We start from the raw sequence: 18,320 nt of genomic DNA, 5'->3' as shown, positions 1-18,320 counted from the left end.
GGTCAGTTCGATGGCCAATTGCCGGAGAAGTCCCGGGCGGTACCGCTGCTGTCGGTGCACCTGCCGCTGAAGCTCTGGCCCGGCTCACCGTAGGACTGGGGCAGATCCTGGTCCACGTCGCCGGTGAAGGGCCCGAGCCGGCCGAACTGGCTGCTGTAGCAGCTCCAGCGCGTCGAGCCGGTGGCGTCGCCGTACCCCTGGGTGGTGATGTGGAGGTAGCCACACGACTGGTCGGTGCAGTTGTCGTCGTCCGTGCAGGCGGTGTCGGTCCCACCACCGCACTTCGCTCCGCGCCCCACGCTGATCTTCAGGTCGGGTGTCCGGCCGCTCGTCGCGGGCTTCTTGCCGCTACGACGCCCGGCGTCGCTGATCGTGGCGGTGACGCTCTGCGTGGCGTCATAGCCCAGGTACGTCGGGTCGACCTCGAAGGACTGCACGTCGACGTCGGTGGTGGTCCAGCTGCCGAGCTGGACGTTGTCCTGGTTCCTGAGCACCACGGAGACGCCCGACTTCCCGTTGCTGTCGACGGTGACCCGCCAGCCGACGTCGTACCCGCTCATGATCGGATCGACGCTGAGGATGTCGTTGTCGCCGAGCGGACCGTAGGTCGTCACCGACTTGGTGGAGGACTTGCTGCACTCGCCGTTCTCGTTGCAGACCTCGAGGTGGAACGAGTAGGGCTGGTCGTTGTCGGGGGTGTTGACCGTCACCGCCGGGGGCGGACTGGCCGAGGAGTAGACGACGTCGTCGCCGCGGACGACCTTGAACGTCGAGGTGCCTCCGTGCGAGTTCGGCACGCTGAAGCCGTGCACCGAGGCCTCCTCGTCGCTCCCGGTGGCGTCGAGCGACCATCCGCCCCACGGTGCCGGCAGGCCGACCGCCTTCCAGCTCCGCTTCGCACCGGTGGAACGCCGCGGCTGGCCGCCGGTGACCCCGCTGCCGGTGCCGGGGCTGAGAGCCTCGACCTCGAACTGGTACTGCGTGCCGTCGTAGGCGATGCTCGAGAAGGTGCAGGAGGTGCCGGTGATGCCGTCGGGATCCTGGGTGCAGGCGCCGCCGTCGGCGTAGGGCACCGCGATGACGCGGTAGCGCACCGGCCCGGGGCCGTTCGGGTCGACCTGGTTCCAGCTGACGGTGACCACTGCCGTGTCGTCGGCCGAGGGCGTGGTGGTGATCGTCGGCGCCGCCGGCGTCCCCGGCGACCCGACGGACTGGTACGGCGCCGACAGCGCGGGCTGGCTCTGCTGTCCCTTGGTGTTGGTCGCCACGATCGTGAACACGTAGGTGTTGTCGTTGCTCAACCCCGAGACGGTGGCCTCGGTCCGGGTGGTGTCGATGGGCGTGCCGCCCGGGTAGGTGACCGTGTAGGTCACCGCCGAGGTCTTGTTGCTGGGCTTGGTCCAGTGCAGGGTGATGGAGCCGTCACCGACCGCCGCCTCGGTGATGCCGGTCACCGGGAACGGCGCCACGTCGGGCGCCGCCGTCGACGAGCTCGGGCTCCAGGCCGAGGAGCCGACCGCGTTGGACGCGCGGACCTGGAAGCTGTAGTCGACCCCGTTGGTCAGGCCGGTCACGGTGCAGCTGGTGGTCGGGCACGTCACCGTCGGACCACCGTGGTCGGCCCGCACCTCGTAGGAGGTGATCGGTGATCCGTTGGCCGCGGGTGCGGTCCACGACAGCGGGACCGCGCCGTCGCCGCTCTTCCCCGGATGCGGGGCGGCGGGTGCGTCGGGGGTCGCTTGGAGCGAGAGGGTGAGCGTCCCTGCCACCGTCCGATTGGGTGGCGGGTTGCCGGCCACGTCCGACATCACCAGCCCGAAGGTCGCCTTGCCGAACGCCTTGGGGCCGGCGCTCAGCGTGACCGATGCCCCGTGCACGGTCGCGTGCACGTCGAGCGCCGTCGTCTGGGCGATCGACACGATCTGTGGCTGCGGCACCGGCACGCCCGCGTGGAGGTACGGCGCGAGGTCGATGGTGCGACTCTGGCCCGCCTTGAGGTCGGAGATGGAGATCGGGGCAAGCGTCGGCGGCGGCACCGCTACCACCGTGACGGGCAGGTAGGCGGGGTCGCTGCCGTTGGCCCGCAGCTGCAGCACCGCGCGCGTCCCCGGTGCGGCGTCGGCAGCGGCGGCGACACTGACCTGGGCGCCCTGCGCGTCCACGATGGCGAGACCGGCGGAGGAGGTCTTCCAGTCGGCGGCGTAGGACAGCGCCTGGCCGGCCTGCGCCGTCCAGACATGACAGATGCTCCCGACGTCGAGCAGGATCTTCTGTCCCTGGGCGACGGGCAGCGGATCGCTGGGGCAGCGCAGCACCGGCTTGGTCTCGCCGACCTGGACCGGCACCGAGAGGATCGCCGTCGACCGTCCGGTGGTGACCTCGAAGCTCACCGCCCCGGGGCCGGCGTAGTCCTTCGCGGCGTGCACGGTGAAGGTGCCCTTGCCGGTGATGCTGGCGCTGACCCCCGCGTCGGGCGCTGCCCAGACCCGGTCCTTGAGGGTGAACGTGAGGGGGCCGCGGGACGGGTTGACCACGTAGTCGGCGAGGTCGGCGGCGACGTCCTGCCCCGGAGGGACGTCGATCAGCGCATCGGCGCGCACGTAGGGCGTCGCGTCACCCTTCGCCGGGACGTAGAGGCGTGCGGTCGCCACCCCGCCGTCGCCGTCGGCGACCACGAAGGGCACCACCATCGGGCGACCGGCACGATCGATCGTGATGGTCCCGCCGCGCACCTGCGCGCGGATCCCGGCAGGTGCCGCGACGCTGGTGACCGTGAGCGCGGAGGCCGGGCCGTCGGGGTCGTAGGCGGTCTTGAGCACGTCGACGCTGACCCGGGCCGAGCCGGCACCGCCGGCGGCGTCCGTACCGTAGGCGTCCTCGATCACCGGCGGGTTGTCGTACCCGGACTGGGTGCGCAGCGTGACAGTCGCCTGCGAGCTGTGCACACCGTCGCTGATGGTGTAGTTGACCTGCACCTCCCGGCCGTCGGCCCTCGCCGGCGCCTTGATCCGCATCGCACCGGTCTCGGCGTCGACGCTGACACCGCCGGGGGCGGGACGCACCAGCGCCACCGTGACCCGGTCGGTCGCGGCCACCTGGTCGTTGGCGAGCACGTCGACCGTCATCGTGCGCCCCGGTGCCACCGTCGCCGTGTCGTCGACCGCCACCGGTGCCGCCGGCACCGCCGGTGGGACGACGCCGACCCGCACCGTGCCCGTCGCCGTACCGCCGTTGGGGTCGGCGACGGTGTAGGTGAAGTCATCGGTGCCCGCGCTGTCCGGGAACGCCTGGTAGACCAGCGAGTCGGCGCCCGCACGCAGCACGCGGCCGAGGCTGGGCGCCGACGAGATGCCGGTCAGTGTCACCGGGTCGCCGTCGGGATCGACGCCCGAACCCGGCAGCTGGAGGCGGACCTGGTCGCCCGCGACCACCCGTCCCTCGAGCACCGTCGGCTCGGGCGCCTGGTTAGGCTGGTCGGCCGGCAGGACGGTGACGCGCAGGGTGCCGGGAGCGGTGTCGCCGCGCTCGTTGGCCGCCACATAGGTCACCGTCTCGGTGATGGTGTCGGTGACAGACGCCGGGGCGTTGAAGCGCACCGTCCGCCCACTGACGAAGGCCTGACCGAGCGCACTCTTCTCGCCCGGAGCCTCCACGCCCAGCTGCCCGGCGGTGGTGCCCGCGACGGGGTCCGAGACCAGGTGCAGCTGCTCGCCGTCGGGGCTGTAGTCGTTGTCGAGGACCGACACCTGGGTGCCGCTGCCCGCCCGGACGGTGACCTGGTCGTCCTGGGTCACCGGGGTGTCGTCCTGAGGCTCCGGTCGCTGACTGACCACGATGTCGCCCTGGATGCCCGAGCGGTCGCCGTCGCTGATCGTGTAGTGCACGACCTGCGGGTTGGGGTTGATGTCGGGGCGAGCAGCGGAGATCCGCACCCAGCGGCCGCCGACGACGGCGACGTCGAGCTGACCGGTGGTGGTCGTCGCCGCTGTCTGCACCACCAGGAGCTGGCCGGCCGGATCCACGTCGTTGGCCAGGACGTCGACCATCCCGGCCGATTGTCCGTACAGCGTCAGGCTGTCCGGCATCGCCACCGGGGCCTTCGGCGGATGGTCGGCAGCCCGGACGTCGACCCGGATCCGCCCACGTGAGAAGGGCGCGTTGCCGAACGCGGCGTCGTAGTCGAGGAAGTAGGTCCGGGGAGCCGTGGACCGGAACGTGACCGTGCCGTTGGCCACGTCGGTGTCGACCTGGCCGCCGCCGGTCGAGGTGACCTTGCCGGCCAACTTGAGCGTCGCGTCCGGCGTGATCGGGTCCGACCCGGGCAGGTCGTTGTCCAGCGGATGGATCGTGATCGGCTTGCCCGCCTGGCCGACGACGACGTCGGGCTGGGCGGTGGCCGCGTGCGCCTGGTGGTCGGTCAGCGCCTGGACGTGCACGTGCACCTGCTCGCTGACCGGCGGCGCGATGCCGTCGGTGACGCCGTACTCGACGACCGCTTCACCCCCCTTGGTCGGCGCTGTGAAGCGCACCTGCCCCGAGGCCGTCACCCGTGCCGTCGCGCCCTGCGGCCCGGAGACGATCTTCGCCGAGGCCAGGCCGAGCGGGTCGCCGTCGGCGTCGTCGCGCCAGTCCGGCAGGACGGGCAGGGTGATCGCGCCCGCCGCCGGCACGTCCCATCGCAACGCCTGGTAGCCCTTGCGCAGCGCGGGGGGCCTGTTCTGGGTCGCCGAGCGCGCGTCGACGGTGACGGTGGCGTGCGCCGAGACACCCTGGCGGCCATCGTTGACGTAGTACTCGAAGGTGGTCCTGGCCGCCGGCCTGGCGGGCATCGTGATCTCCACCGTCTGGCCGTCCGGACTCACCGAGACCGCCGCGCCCTGGGGACGGACGTCCTGCACCGCGGAGATGGCGAGCAGCCGCCCGGCCGGGGCGGCGTCGTTGTCGAGCGGGTGCAGCACGGTGGTCCGGCCCGGACGCGCGCCGAAGTGGTCGGGCTGGGCCTTCGGTGGGCTCCGGTCGGCGGAGGCCTGGTCCTTCTGCCGGTCGTCGGACTTGTGCTGCACGATCTTCTTCTGGAACGACTGCCAGTCGTCGAGCCGGGTCGGCTGCTTGTCGTCGACGTTCCAGACCGCTCCGGTGGTCGAGTCGTTGAGCACGATCGAGCCGCGGTTGACCCGGAACACGAGGTTCGTGCTCGTTCCAGCGCCCAGCTGGCCGACCTGGGCGGTGCCGCCGCCGCAGCGGGTGACGACCAGGCCGGCGGCGCCGCCCCAGGCGCCGTACTGGCAGTCACCGAGGCGGACCGGCCGGGCGGGCGTGCCGGCCAGGTCGTGCGCCAGGGTCGTGGTGGTGCCGTCGTCGAGGCCGACGGCGAGCAGCCGGCTGCCGTCGGCGACCAGCACCGAGTCGTCGGCCGGCCCGGGCTGCTGCAGCACCGCGTCGGCCCCGACCTGGGCGTGCGCGCCGGCCCGGCCATCGCTCAGCACCGTGACGGTCGAGGCCGCCGGGTCCAGCAACACCACCCGGTCCCCCACCGCCGTGAGGCTGAGCCCCTCTCCGGGACGTCGCGGCAGGGTGGCACTGGTCAGCGTGAACCGGCCGTGGTCGGGCGTGAGTGTCGTCAACCTCGTGGAGCCGGCCGCGGCCAGGACCACCCGGCCGCTCGCCGTCACCGTCATCGCGGCGTTGGCGCCCACGGTCGCCAGCGGCTTGCTCCCGGCGTCGATGCCGCTCACCAGCGGGTCGCCCGCCTCGTCGTCCACCGGCATCGCCCACACCTTGCCGGTGCCGGGATCGAGTACGGCGAGGGTTCCGCCGTACAGCACGACCTGGCCGCCGACCGGGATCTGGGCGCTCGCCCCACCGGGCACCGCGACGGTGGCGGGGTCGATGGTCGACACGCTCCCGCCGGCGGCGTCGACGCCGACCACTGCGGCCCCCTCCTGGACGATGTCGAGGGTGGCGTCGGTCCGCGCGAACAGCGCACCGTCCAGCTGCCCGATCGGCTTGTTCACCCGGCCGTAGTAGCCCAGTCGCGAGTCGGTGACCCAGATCCCGCCGTCGTTGAGCTCGGCCTTGTGGGTCTGGAAGCCCTGGGCCTGCACCGCGAAGACGACCACCCCGGCGACCACGAGCACCAGGGCGAGGTACGGCGCGAGCCACGCCCGTCCCCCGCCCCTGAATCCCACGCAGGGCTTTTACCTCAACCCCGCTCTTCGAAACCTGCGCGGCTCAGGTGATCTGGACCAGTCGGGTCAGGGTCGCGCGGGCAGCAGCCTGACCGAGTCGAGCATGTGGTCGAACACGGGCAGGTCGCGCTCCTCGTGGGCCACCGAGGTGGAGGCGCTGAAGGAGTACATCCGCGTGCTGCCCGCCCAGATCCACGCCTGCAGCTGGGTGGTCTCGGGGACGCGGGGGTCGGCGGACTCCCAGTGGGCCGTGACGGCGTACACCTCGGCGTCCAGCGAGGAGAGCCGGAACTCGCGCTGCCCGACCAGCTCGAACCCGGGCGAGCTGTCGATGAGGTGCCCGACGATCTGCTCGGTGAAGTCGAGCCACCAGTCGTGTCCCGGCTCCTCCGGCTCGCCCTCCTGGAGCGTGACCGTCGGGGTGTAGTCCTCGTCGGAGGGGCCGCGCAGGGTGACCGCGTACTCCTCCGGCTCGGCCTCCCAGCCGTCGGGGACCTGCAGCGAGAGCAGCAGGTCGCTCAGGGTGACGTTGGCCCAGGTGGGGGCGTTCTCGGTGGTCACAGCGTGATGAACCTCGTCGACTCGATGGCGATGTCCCAGACGGTGAAGCTGGCCGCCGCGTTCCCGCGGCCGGCGAAGGTGAGCAGTCGGCCGTCGGCGGCCGCGGCGCTCAGGTGCAGGTAGGACCCGTCGCGCTCGATCTCGACGGTGGTGACCGGACACTGGTCCACGACCCGGTCGGTCCGGCCGAGCAGGATGCCGGAGCCGGCCAGCTGGTCGGCCAACCGGGCCACCGTGGCGGCGCCGTCCGGATCCTGCTCCGGTACGGCGCCGACGACCCGGATCTGGAGCGCTGGCGTCTGCGGCCCGACCGCGGCGGCGTCGCCGAGCTCGGCGTAGGTCGCGGTGGTCTCGCCGTCCTCGACCTGCTCGAAGCCGGCGGGCAGCTCCAGCGAGACGCCGGTGCCGTAGGCGTAGAAGTGCACGCGCTCGCTCATTTGCCCTTCAGCTTGAACTTCTTGACCTTGCCGTCGGTGACGACCAGGGTCTCGATGGTGCCGGCGTCGAACCCGGCCTCGATGGCCTGCTTGATGCCCTCGTCGCGCTCCTCGGTCTTGAAGCGCATCGCGTGCTTGTCCACCACCCGCTGCAGGGTGTCGGGCCGTCGCAGCTTGATCCCGGCGCTGCGGATCTCCTGGGTGATGGCAGCGCTGGCGGCGCCCTTGCCGGTGCCGTTCCTGCGGTCGTTGGCCAGCTTCTGACCCCAGCCGGGCTGCTCGACCAGCGTGAGCTGGAGATTCTCGACCCTCGTCCTGTCGGCGTCGACCATCGGGAAGCGCTCGACGATCGCCTGGTGGATGGCACCGTCGCCGACGGCACCGCGCACGTCCTTGGCCACCGACTTCATGGCCTTGTCGATGATGGCCTGGAGCGCCGCCTGGTCCAGCTTCATGCCCGGCGAGGCGATCACGGCGCGCATGTGGCTCTGCTGGTACGCCGTCAGCGGATCGCGCAGCTTGTCCATCACCATGCTGCGCCGGACGTTGTCCAGCTCCGCGCCACCCTGGAGGATGGCCTTGCCGTCCTCCTTGCGACGCTTCTTGGCCTCCATCATCCCCGGCACGACCGGGTCGAGGCTCAGCTGCCCGTTGACGACGGTGACGGTGCCCTGCACCGGGGCGAGCGCCTCCTCGACCCACGCCTTGATCTCGGCGTCCCGGGCGCCGCCGGCCAGTGCGGCCGAGATCGGACCGGTGGCCTCCTTGAGGCGCTTGTTGATGCCGTCCTTCTTGACGCCGTGGTCACCCTGGCCGGTCTTGCGCTCCAGGTAGGCCGAGATCGAGGAGATGACCTTCTTCTTCACCGCCTCGGTCGCGGCGTCGGCCTGCATCCGGGTGATGTTCGTGCTGGCCATGGTCAGCGTCTCGATCTTGCAATCCTTGGTCGTGACCACGTCCACCGCCTCACCCAGCGCGGACTTGACCGTATGGGCGATGACGTCGTTGAGCCCGGGGGTGTTCGTCTTCAGCTTGGCCGCGTGCGTGGCGACGATCTTGACCACCCCGGGCCCGGTGAACTCCTTCTTCTTCGCCATGCCCTGGCTCAGATAGGACTTCAGGTCGGACTCGAGGTCGTTGAGCTGGCCGAGCATCGAGCGCATGGCCGTGCTGGTCTTGTACTCGTCCTTGATGTTCTTCGAGCCGGCGTCGTCGATCTTGGCCGTCGTCAGCAGCTTGCCCTGTGCGTCGACGCCGAAGCTGCCGGCCTCGAAGTACTTGTCCATCCGGGCGAGCTCGGCGGCGTACTTCACCAGCTCGGGGGCGTCTGCGCCGAACACGGTCGCCAGCTCGGCCCAGTGCTTGTCGATGATGGCCTGGACCTTCTCGCGCTTGACGCCGTGATCGCCCTTGGTCTCCTTCTTGGAGGCGTATTCGGCGAAGGCGTTGCGGAGCTTGTCGCGGCTCTTGCGCCAGCTCTCCTCCTGCTTCATCCGGCCCTTGAAGTCGGTGACGTCGGTGTCCGACTCGTCGACCCACTTCTTGATCTGGCCGGCCTCGATCTCGACCTCCTTGACCTGGCCGCGGAAGGCGTCCTTCGCGGCCTGGCTCATGCCCTTGTCGGTCTCCTTGTACGTGAAGTAGGGCCGGAGCAGGGGATTGATCTCGTCCAGCATGGTCTGGACCTTGTCGCGCTTGACGCCGTTGTTGCCCTTCACGGCCTTGGTCTGCGCGTAGGCCTTGAAGCTGGGGAAGACGCCCTCGTAGCCCTTCTTGAACATCCGCTTGGCCATCGGGTGATCCGCCGGCAGGTCCTCGCGCTTGAAGTCCGGGCCCATCCGGTCCAGCGACTTCTTGTCGTCGCTGCGGCCGAGCTCGGTGATGCCGACGATGATGACCTCGCCGATGCCGGCCAGGTCGAGCTCGGCCTCGAGGTCGACGGAGGCACCGATGCCGAGCGCGGCACCGAGCGCGCCGCCGAACTTCATCGTGCCGTCCTTGTCAATCTCGAACGGCGCCTTGACGTCGTCGTCCTTCGCGCCGTACGCCGAGGACTTGCGCTCGGACTCGCTGTAGGTGCCGGCGCCCTTGCCCGCCTTCGACCAGTCGCCTCCCATGCCGAAGCTGCCCTTGGCCTTGCCGCCGACGCCGGCGTAGACCTCGATCTCGCCCTTGATGCTGACCAGCTTGCGTCCCCGGATGCGGATGCCCGCCTTGCCGCCGATCGAGGCCTTGGCGCCCGCGAAGGCGGACGCCTCGAACTTCGCCTGGATGCCGGTCAGGGAGACCCTGAAGCCTGCCTCGAACTTGCCCTGGACGCCGGCGAAGGCGGCCGCCTCGGCGCTGACGTCGAAGCCCAGCGGGCCGAGGTCCACCGACCCGGCCACCGAGCCCTCGACCCCGGCACCGGCCTGGGCCTTGGCCTCGAGCGAGGCGCCGATGCCTTGCGCGGCGTTGGCGAAGACCTCGGCCTTGAAGTCGGCCTGCGCTCCGGCCCAGGCCTCGATCTTGGCGGCGACCATGAAGGCGAGCGGCCCGAGTTTGGCGACACCCTTGGCGGACGCGCTCCCCCAGATACCGGCCTTGATCCCGGCCTCGATGGCCGCGGCCAGCTGGGGGATCCGCTTGCTGCGGTCGATGCTGGCCTCGGCCTTCAGCTCGGCCTGGACACCGGCCCCGCCCTCGGCCTCGGCCTTGCCGGCGACGGATGCCTTCCCGTAGCGCGCGCTGCCCTCGGCGGAGGCCTTGCCGAAGGCGCCGGCCCGGGCCAGCATCTCGACGGCGACCTTGAGCTCCTCGTCGGAGACCCGGGCGAGCGCCTCGAGCTTGACCTGCGCCCCGGCGAGCGCCTCGGTCTCGGTCTTGGAGGTCCTCACCCCGCCGCCCGAGCCGACGACCATGCTCTCGTGCCCGGACTCCGACAGGGTGCCGACCGAGGCCTCCTTCGTGGTCTTCTTGTCCACGCCGTTGGGGATGCCGTCGGCGTTGTAGGTGTTCTCGGTCGTGGTCTCGCTCGAGGAGTGCCGACCGTACGTCGTCTCGGGGGCGCCGTGCTTCTCGGCGAGCTCCTCGATGGCCGTCTTCGGGGCACCGGCGTCCTCGGGAGCACCGCCGCTGATCGACTGGAGCCCGATGTTCTCGGTCCGCCACCGCTTCGGCGCCGGCGGCGTGCTCATCGTCGGGGTCGGCGGCGGAGGCGTGGTGGGGCGCGAGGAGCCCTGCACCGGCGGCGTGAGGGTGGGCGTCGAGGTGGGCCCCTGGGTGTTCGCGCGCTTGCGCGGCGGGACCGGGGGCGGCGTCTTCTTGGTCGGGGTGGGGGTCGTGGTCATCAGTGCTCCTGCCCGCAGCCGCAGTTCTTCGTCTGGCGACGGAGCGCGCCCATGACGTCGTGTGCGGTCGACTCGGCCTCGTGCTCGAGTGGATCGTTCGCCTTCCCGACCGTGCCGCTCGTGCCTCGGTCGCGGCCCTGGCGCTGCTGGACCACGTGGGTCAGCTCGTGCGCGAGGGTGTGCATCCCGGACTCGCTGGCCAGGTCGGTGCCGTTCCCGAGAACGATGTTGTTGCCCGAGCTGTAGGCCCGGGCCGATACGTCTGCCGCCGACCGCTCGGCGGCACCGCCGGTGTGCAGGCGCACCGCCGAGAAGTCGGTGCCCAGGGACTGCTCCATGGTGCGGCGCACGCCGGCCGGCAGCGGCGACCCGCCGGCGCGCAGGACAGCGCTCACCGAGGCCGGCGCCGCGGCACCGCCCATCGGGTCGGCGCCGTCGACGGGACGGCTCAGACCGGCCAGCGGCCTGCTCGGCTCGACCTCGCGCTCGCCGACGATGCTCTCCGAGCCGGAGCGAGCCGGGGCAGGCTCGGGAACGGCGTGCTGCTGCTCCTGCACCGCCAGCTCGCTCATCGCTCCCTCAGCCCTGTCGTGGGCACGGCCGTGCGACACCGTGCGCCTGCTGGCCGGCATCGTGGCCGGACCGGGCCCATTATGTCGGCACTCGGGCCGCCGGGAGGCGGAATCGCTCAGGACGCTCGGCCGGACTCGTCGGGACCGTGTGCCGCACCGTCCCGACCCTGTCCCGGGCAGCTCAGCCGCGGCGGAAGTGGTGATCGGGCACCATCCGGCCGAGCTTGCGGTACTCCCGGACCGCCGCGTTGGCGACGTGCCGCTGACCCACGGCCCCGTGCGTCCCCGGTACGGCGCCGGCAGCGGCGTGGTAGGCCGCCGCGAGGACGATGTTGCGGATGTCGCCGCCGGCGACCTCGGCGGTCTCGGCCAGCAGCGTCACGTCGACCGGGTCGTCGGCGTCCAGCGCAGGCAGCTGCGCGAGGTGGTGCTCCCAGAGTCGGGCCCGCGTGGCGGCGTCGGGGTCGGGGAAGTTCACGATGAAGCTCATCCGGCGGCTGAAGGCCTTGTCGAGGTTGCCGCGCAGGTTGGTCGACAGGACCGTGATGCCGTCGAAGTTCTCCATCCGCTGCAAGAGGTAGGCGACCTCCTGGTTGGCATAGCGGTCGCGGGCGTCGCTGACGTCGGAGCGCTTGCCGAACAGCGAGTCGGCCTCGTCGAAGAAGAGCACCACGTCGAGCGCCTCGGCGGCCTGGAAGACCCGTTCCAGATTCTTCTCGGTCTCGCCGATGTACTTGTCCACGATGCTGGACAGGTCGACCTGGTAGAGCTCGATCGCGAGCTCCTCGGCGATCACGTGGGCGGCCAGGGTCTTGCCGGTGCCCGGGTTGCCGGTGAACAGCGCTGAGATGCCCCGGCCCCGGCCACGCAGGATGCCGGTGGCGCCGAGACTGTCGCGGTGGCGGGCCCAGCTGACGATGTTGTGCAGCTCCTCGGTGGTGCTCGAGGGCAGCACGAGGTCGGCGAAGGTGGGCCCGCGCCCGGTGGCCAGGCCGGAGAACCTGTCGCCGCCGCCGGCGCCACCCACCCGGCGCGCTGCCTCGCGGATCTCCGCCGGGCCGAGGTCGGTGTGCCGCGCTGCGGCGACCTCGCGGGCGTAGCGGGCCGCCTCGACGATGCCCTCCCCCGGCAGCCGGAGACCGAGCAGCTGCTCGCGCAGGCCGGCCTGGTCGTCGACCTCGTCGCCCAGCTCACGGGCCCAGAGCTCGACCCTGTCCTCGGGGGTGAACGGCTCGGCCTCGACCAGCAGCGGCATCTGCGCACCCCAGTTCGCGTTCCAGGCCTTGCCGCTGACCACCACCACCGGCGTCGCGGCGGCGGTCAGGACGTCGAAGACGCCACGCTCGGCGCTCTCGGCAGCCGCCTCGCCGCCGAGGACCACCAGCCCCCAGCCGCGCAGGCCGGCGTTGCGGGCGGCCGCGGTGAGCACCTCGGAGAGGCGCTGGGACGGGTCGTGGCGGTGCAGGTCGATGGCCATCCAGTGCAGGCGCAGCCAGGCGAACGCGCCGGCGGCCACCGCCGAGCCGCTGTGCGCCGACGCCGAACGGACCCACACCAGCGGCACGTCGGCCGAGAGCGCGTCGGCGACCAGGGCGGTCGTCTCACCGGCGACCGGGGCCAGCTCGATGCGCAGCCGGTCGACCTCGGGATCGGTGGGCAGGCCGCCGGCGAGCGTTGCGAGCACCGGCTCGGGGCAGCGCAGCTCGGCGAGGAGCCACGGCACCGAGGCGTCGACCACCTCGACGAGACGGTGACGGCGCAATCGCGACGACGAACCGAGCAGGGCGAAGGCGTCGCCGCTCGCCGTCGGGATGCCGGCGAGCTCGAGCGCGAGCGCGACGGTGACCCGTCCGCTGGTGAGGATGCCCCGCAGCAGCCCGTAGGCGATCCCGGAGTTCGCGTCCAGGTCGGGAGCGGCCACCGCCCACAGCAGGGCGGCCTCCGCGCGGCTCAGGCCGAAGACGTCGGCGATCCGCTCCAGCGGCTCGGCACCGATGTCCGGCAGTCCCTCGGCCTGCCGGTGCTCCTCGGCCATGGTCGCCAGGCACTCCGCGAAGGCGAGGCTGTAGCTCCAGTCCCCACCCGAGCGTCGGCCCCCGGCCAGGTCCAGGCGCGCCCGCAGATCGAGCATCGGCGATCCCTCGACGGGCACGAGGCCCTCCGATGCCGGCTGCCGCAACGAGACCATGACACCGCAGCATGCCTTATCGAGGACGCTCACCTTGCCGGAACCGGCGGTTGAGCGCCTCGGATCCGGACATGATGGTGCCGTGGACGACGAGGACGGGCTGATCATCGAGGTGCCGGCGCACCTGCGAGGCCAGTCCGCCCCTCCCCCGCGGCTGCGGCACGAACCCGTCGGCGACGGATCCGACGAGTCGCAGCCCCGGCCGACGCCGGGGCCGACGCCGGGGCCGACGCCGGGGCCGGCCGGCGGCGAGCCCGAAAGCCGCACCCGGGCGCGTGCCGGCGCCGCGCACGCCACCGGCGCACTGCGCCAACCGACAGGTGCGACGGTGCCGGCGGTGTGGTGTCCGGCCGGACACTTCTCGCCGCCTGCTGCGCCGTACTGTCGCTGCTGTGGGGAGCCCGTGCCGCCGCAGGAGCCGATCCGGGTGCCACGCCCGCCCCTGGGCATGCTGCACCTGCCCGAAGGGGTGCGGGTGCTGCTCGACCGCGCCGCGGTGCTCGGGCGCCGCCCGGTGCCGCTGCCCGGTGGCGAGCCCTGGCCGCACCTGGTGGAGCTGCCGGCCGACCTGACGCACCTGTCGCGCCACCACCTCGCGGTCGAGCTCGACGGCTGGCACGTGCTGGCCCGCGACCTCGGCTCCAGCGGAGGTACGGCGCTGCATGCGCCCGGGCGGCCGCCGGTCCGGCTGCGACCGCACGACCCGCACGTCCTCGAACCCGGCTGCGCGCTCGTCCTGTCCGGCGACTTCACCGTGACCTTCCTGGTCGAGACCACCTGAGCACCCGCGAGAGGAAGTTCGTGTCCCAACCCCAGATCCCCGGCTTCACCTTCGTGCAGCACCTCGGGACGGGCGGCTTCGCCGACGTCCTCCTCTACGAGCAGGAGTGGCCGCGCCAGCGGGTCGCGGTCAAGGTGGTCCGCGCCGACCTGGTGCTCTCCGAGCGCGAGAAGGAGCTGTTCCGCAGCGAGGCCGACGCGATGGCCCGGCTGGCCGACCACCCCTACATCGTCTCGGTCCTGACCGCCGGTCAGACCACCGACGGGCGTCCCTACCTCGTGATGCGCTACTGCCCGCCACCGGACCTCGGCGCCCGGGTCCGGGTGACGCCCCTGAGCGTCGCGGAGACGCTGTCCACCGGCGTGAAGCTGGCCAGCGCGGTGGAGACCGCTCACCGTTCGGGCATCCTGCACCGCGACATCAAGCCGTCCAACGTGCTCGTCACGACCTACTCCGAGCCCGCGCTGACCGACTTCGGCATCGCGGGACTCGTGCACGAGGTCGAGTCCGAGGGCGAGGTGAGGATGTCCTACCCGTGGGCCCCGCCGGAGCTGATCGAGGGCCGCTCGCACGGCTCGATCGCCTCCGACGTCTACTCCCTCGGCGCGACCGTGTGGAACCTCCTGGTCGGCCGCTCCCCCTTCGCGGCGCCGCACGGCGACAACTCCGATCGGGCCCTGGTGGCGCGGATCCTGCACGCGCCGCCACCGGCCACCCAGCGCCCCGACGTACCGCCCGCGCTGGACCGGCTGCTGCAGCAGTGCCTGGCCAAGGACCCCTCCCACCGCCCGCAGTCGGCGCTGGAGGTGGCGCGCTCGTTGCAGCGGATCGAGGCCGAGCTCGGCTTCGGCCGGACGGCTGTCGCGGTGGAGTCCGGCCAGACCTACGCCGCGACGCCCTCGGACGACGCCACCCGGGTCAAGCCCGTCAGCATCGCCGGCTCGCAGTCCGCCTCGCAGCCAGGCGCCGTCGTACCGGGAGCCGAGGCGGAGCCGGTCGGGACCGGGCCGAGCGAGCGCGGTCGCGGGTGGCTGTGGCCGGCCGCGGCGGTCGTGGTGGCGGCTGCGGTGCTGGTCGGGCTCTTCATCCGCGGTGGCGGCAAGGGCGATCAGGGTGGCGAACCGTCCCTGGGCCCCTCTGCCTCGGCAGCCGTCACTGAGACGGTCCGGCCGCCCACACCGGTGGTCACGGGCGATGTGGCGGGCGGGAAGGTCCGGTTCAGCTGGTCGGTACCGGGCGGGGCCCAGGACGGTGACGCGTTCGTCTGGCGGGAGAGCACGACCGGACGCGAGGGCCGGATCGAGCGCACCGACCTCGCCCTGCCGCACCGGGGCGAGCGATGCCTCCAGGTGACGCTGCTGCGCGGCGCCGGAGCGACGGCGGCGCAGTCCGCGCCGTCCTCACCCCTCTGCGCCGGTTGACGCCCGACCTCGGGAGCGCCGTGCCGGGGCGTGCGAGCCCCTTCGAGGAGGGATCAGCTTCCGCCGAACGGGACGCCCAGGCTGGTCAGCATCTCCTCGCCGCCGTCCAGGGCGGTGAGCACCCACACCCCTGTCCGGGTGACGGTCATGGTGTGCTCGAAGTGGGCCGCCCACGATCCGTCCGCGGTGATGACCGTCCAGTCGTCGTCGAGGACGACGCTCTCCTTGGTGCCGAGGGTGATCATCGGCTCGATCGCGAGCGCGAGACCCTCGACGATCTTGGGGCCCTTGCCCGCGCGACCGAAGTTGGGGACGTTCGGCGGCTGGTGCATCTGGGAGCCGATGCCGTGCCCGACGTAGTCCTCGACGATGCCGTACCGCCCGCTCCGCTTCACGAAGCCCTCGACCGCGTGCGAGATGTCCGTGACGCGGCCGCCGAGCCGGGCGGCGGCGATCCCCCGCCACATGGCCCCCTCGGTCACCTCCATCAGCGCGGTGACCTCGGCCGGGACCTCGCCCACCGCCACGCTGATCGCGGCGTCGCCGTGCCAGCCGTCCACGATCGCGCCGCAGTCCAGCGAGACGAGGTCGCCGGGCGCCAGCACCCGCTCGCCGGGGATGCCGTGCACGACCTCGTCGTTGACCGACGCGCAGATCGAGCCGGTGAAGCCCTCGTACCCGAGGAAGGACGGCGTCGCCCCGCGACTGCGGATGGCGTCCTCGGCGATCGCGTCCAGCTCACCCGTCGAGATCCCCGGGCGTACGGCGGAGCGCAGCGTCTCCAACGTCTCGCCGACGACCACACCGGCGCGCCGCATTGCCGCGATCTGCTCAGCGGTCTTGATCTCGACACCGCTGCCGAACAGACCCACGTTCAGGACTCCCGGACGACGTCCAGGGCGTCGAAGATGCGCTTGGTGACGTCATCGACCTCACCGAGACCGTCGATCTCGTGCACGAGACCGCGCTCCTTGTAGACCTCGATCAGGGGCTGCGTCTGCTCCACGTAGACCTCCTGGCGGCGACGGATGACGTCCTCGGTGTCGTCGGCGCGGCCCTCGGTCTGGGCGCGCTGCAGCAACCGCTGGACGATCTCCTCCTGGTCCACCGTGAGCACCACGACGGCGTCGAGCTGGTGGCCGGTGAACTTGATCATCCCGTCCAGCTCCTCCACCTGCGCCAGGGTGCGGGGGTAGCCGTCGAGGAGGAAGCCGTGGCTCGCGTCGGGCTCGTCGATGCGGTTGCGCACCATCCGGTTGGTGACCTCGTCAGGCACGTACTCGCCGGCGTCCATGTAGCGCTTGGCCTCGACGCCGAGCGGGGTGCCCTGGGACACGTTCGCCCGGAAGATGTCGCCCGTCGAGATCGCCGGGATACCGAAGTGGTCGGCGATGAACTTCGCCTGCGTGCCCTTGCCCGCACCTGGCGGGCCCATGATCAGCAACCTCATCAGCGGAGGAATCCTTCGTAGTTGCGCTGCTGGAGCTGGCTCTCGATCTGCTTCACCGTATCGAGGGCGACACCGACCATGATGAGGATCGATGTACCGCCGAAGGGGAAGTTGTTGTTGGCGTTGATCAGCGCGAGTGCGATCAGCGGGATGAGCGCGATCAGACCAAGGTACAAAGAGCCCGGCAGCGTGATGCGGGAGAGGACGTAGGACAGGTAGTCCTCGGTCGGCTTGCCCGCCCGGATCCCGGGGATGAAGCCGCCGTACTTCTTCATGTTGTCGGCCACCTCGACGGGGTTGAAGGTGATCGAGACATAGAAGTAGGTGAAGAAGACGATCAGCAGGAAGAAGATCGCCATGTAGAGCGGGTGGTCACCACGCACGAGGTAGTTGTTCACCCAGTCGACCCAGCCCGGCGGGTTCGACGAGTTCGCCTGGAACTGTGCCGCCATGGCCGGCAGGTAGAGCAGCGAGCTGGCGAAGATCACGGGGATCACGCCGGCCTGGTTCACCTTGAGCGGGATGTAGGTCGAGGAACCACCGAACATCCGCCGCCCGACCATCCGCCGTGCGTACTGCACCGGGATGCGGCGCTGCGCCTGCTCGATGAAGATGACGGCGGCGACCAGCGCCAGCCCGATCACCATCACCACGCCGAACGTCCACCAGCCGTGGTCCTGCTTCACGGCCCACATCGTCGCGGGGAACGTGGCGACGACCTGGGTGAAGATGAGGATCGACATGCCGTTGCCGATGCCGCGCTCGGTGACGAGCTCGCCGAGCCACATGATGACGGCCGTACCGGCGGTCATCGTGATCACCATGACCAGGAACGTCTTGGTGTCGTCGGAGTGCAGCAGCGGGTGGGTGTCGGTGTCGCAGCCCTGCAGCAGGCTGCCGGACCGGGCGAGTGCGACGATGCCGGTCGCCTGCAGCACTGCCAGGCCGAGGGTGAGGTAGCGCGTGTACTGGGTGATCTTCGTCTGCCCGGCCTGGCCCTCGTTCTTCAGGGCCTCCAGGCGCGGGATCACCACGACCAGCAACTGCAGGATGATGCTCGCTGTGATGTAGGGCATGATGCCCAGCGCGAAGATGGTGAGCTTGAGCAGCGCTCCGCCGGAGAAGAGATTGACGAGGTTGTACAGGCCCGCTCCCGAGCCCGACTTCGTCAGGTCGATGCAGTCGCGCACGTTGGCGACGTCGACGCCTGGTGCAGGGATCTGCGAGCCCGCCCGGAAGATCACGATGATCAGCAGGACGAACAGCAGTTTGCGACGCAGGTCCGGGGTACGGAATGCGTGTGCGAACGCGCCAAGCACGAGAGTTCCTCTTTCGACAACCAGCAAGGGGGCCTCTGCAGGGCGTACCGGCGAGAAACCCCGGGAAGCCTAAC

11 protein-coding genes are annotated in these 18,320 nt (G+C 71.3%); 2 read left to right on the top strand and 9 right to left on the bottom strand.

Features of this window, described 5'->3' with window-relative positions; all coding sequences use genetic code 11:
- Positions 1-2: 2 nt before the first annotated feature.
- The 6 genes from P5P86_RS05200 to P5P86_RS05175 form a co-directional block, all read right to left on the bottom strand.
- Positions 3-6,188: an Ig-like domain-containing protein gene (locus P5P86_RS05200; protein WP_280610231.1), complete on the bottom strand. Its 6,186-nt coding sequence runs from the start codon at positions 6,186-6,188 to the stop codon at positions 3-5.
- 66 nt (positions 6,189-6,254) lie between these two features.
- Complete coding sequence (locus P5P86_RS05195) at positions 6,255-6,749, bottom strand: hypothetical protein (RefSeq protein WP_280610230.1); 495 nt, start codon at positions 6,747-6,749, stop codon at positions 6,255-6,257.
- Entirely contained in the window at positions 6,746-7,186 is a 441-nt protein-coding gene (locus P5P86_RS05190; protein WP_280610229.1) for a hypothetical protein, read from the bottom strand. The genes P5P86_RS05195 and P5P86_RS05190 overlap by 4 nt, the downstream gene beginning before the upstream one ends.
- Positions 7,183-10,515 carry a hypothetical protein gene (locus P5P86_RS05185; protein ID WP_280610228.1) on the bottom strand — a complete coding sequence of 1,111 codons (3,333 nt, stop codon included), beginning with the start codon at positions 10,513-10,515 and terminating at the stop codon, positions 7,183-7,185. Before P5P86_RS05185 ends, P5P86_RS05190 begins: the two co-directional genes overlap by 4 nt.
- Positions 10,515-11,087 carry an eCIS core domain-containing protein gene (locus tag P5P86_RS05180; protein WP_280610227.1) on the bottom strand — a complete coding sequence of 191 codons (573 nt, stop codon included), beginning with the start codon at positions 11,085-11,087 and terminating at the stop codon, positions 10,515-10,517. Before P5P86_RS05180 ends, P5P86_RS05185 begins: the two co-directional genes overlap by 1 nt.
- Before the next feature lie 181 nt (positions 11,088-11,268).
- Complete coding sequence (locus P5P86_RS05175; protein ID WP_280610226.1) at positions 11,269-13,218, bottom strand: ATP-binding protein; 1,950 nt, start codon at positions 13,216-13,218, stop codon at positions 11,269-11,271.
- A 139-nt stretch (positions 13,219-13,357) separates the two neighbouring features.
- Here P5P86_RS05175 and P5P86_RS05170 point away from each other — a divergent pair, with 139 nt between their 5' ends.
- Entirely contained in the window at positions 13,358-14,056 is a 699-nt protein-coding gene (locus tag P5P86_RS05170; protein ID WP_280610224.1) for an FHA domain-containing protein, read from the top strand.
- 20 nt (positions 14,057-14,076) lie between these two features.
- Complete coding sequence (locus P5P86_RS05165) at positions 14,077-15,477, top strand: serine/threonine-protein kinase (protein WP_280610223.1); 1,401 nt, start codon at positions 14,077-14,079, stop codon at positions 15,475-15,477.
- A 53-nt stretch (positions 15,478-15,530) separates the two neighbouring features.
- On the opposite strand, the gene map is transcribed toward P5P86_RS05165, so the two are convergent.
- From map to secY, 3 genes are read right to left on the bottom strand one after another with little or no spacing between them, the layout of a single operon-like run.
- The gene (gene map / locus P5P86_RS05160) at positions 15,531-16,295 is read right to left on the bottom strand and encodes a type I methionyl aminopeptidase (RefSeq protein WP_280611212.1); all 765 of its coding nucleotides are present in this window, start codon (positions 16,293-16,295) and stop codon (positions 15,531-15,533) included.
- A gap of 56 nt (positions 16,296-16,351) precedes the next feature.
- The gene (locus P5P86_RS05155) at positions 16,352-16,927 is read right to left on the bottom strand and encodes an adenylate kinase (RefSeq protein WP_280610222.1); all 576 of its coding nucleotides are present in this window, start codon (positions 16,925-16,927) and stop codon (positions 16,352-16,354) included.
- Complete coding sequence (gene secY, locus P5P86_RS05150; RefSeq protein WP_280610221.1) at positions 16,927-18,246, bottom strand: preprotein translocase subunit SecY; 1,320 nt, start codon at positions 18,244-18,246, stop codon at positions 16,927-16,929. Before secY ends, P5P86_RS05155 begins: the two co-directional genes overlap by 1 nt.
- Positions 18,247-18,320 lie beyond the last annotated feature (74 nt).

The organism is Nocardioides sp. BP30 (assembly GCF_029873215.1).
In the GTDB taxonomy this organism is placed as follows: domain Bacteria; phylum Actinomycetota; class Actinomycetes; order Propionibacteriales; family Nocardioidaceae; genus Nocardioides.
Note: the sequence above shows the minus strand (reverse complement) of the source record. Positions and strands in the feature narration are given on the sequence as shown.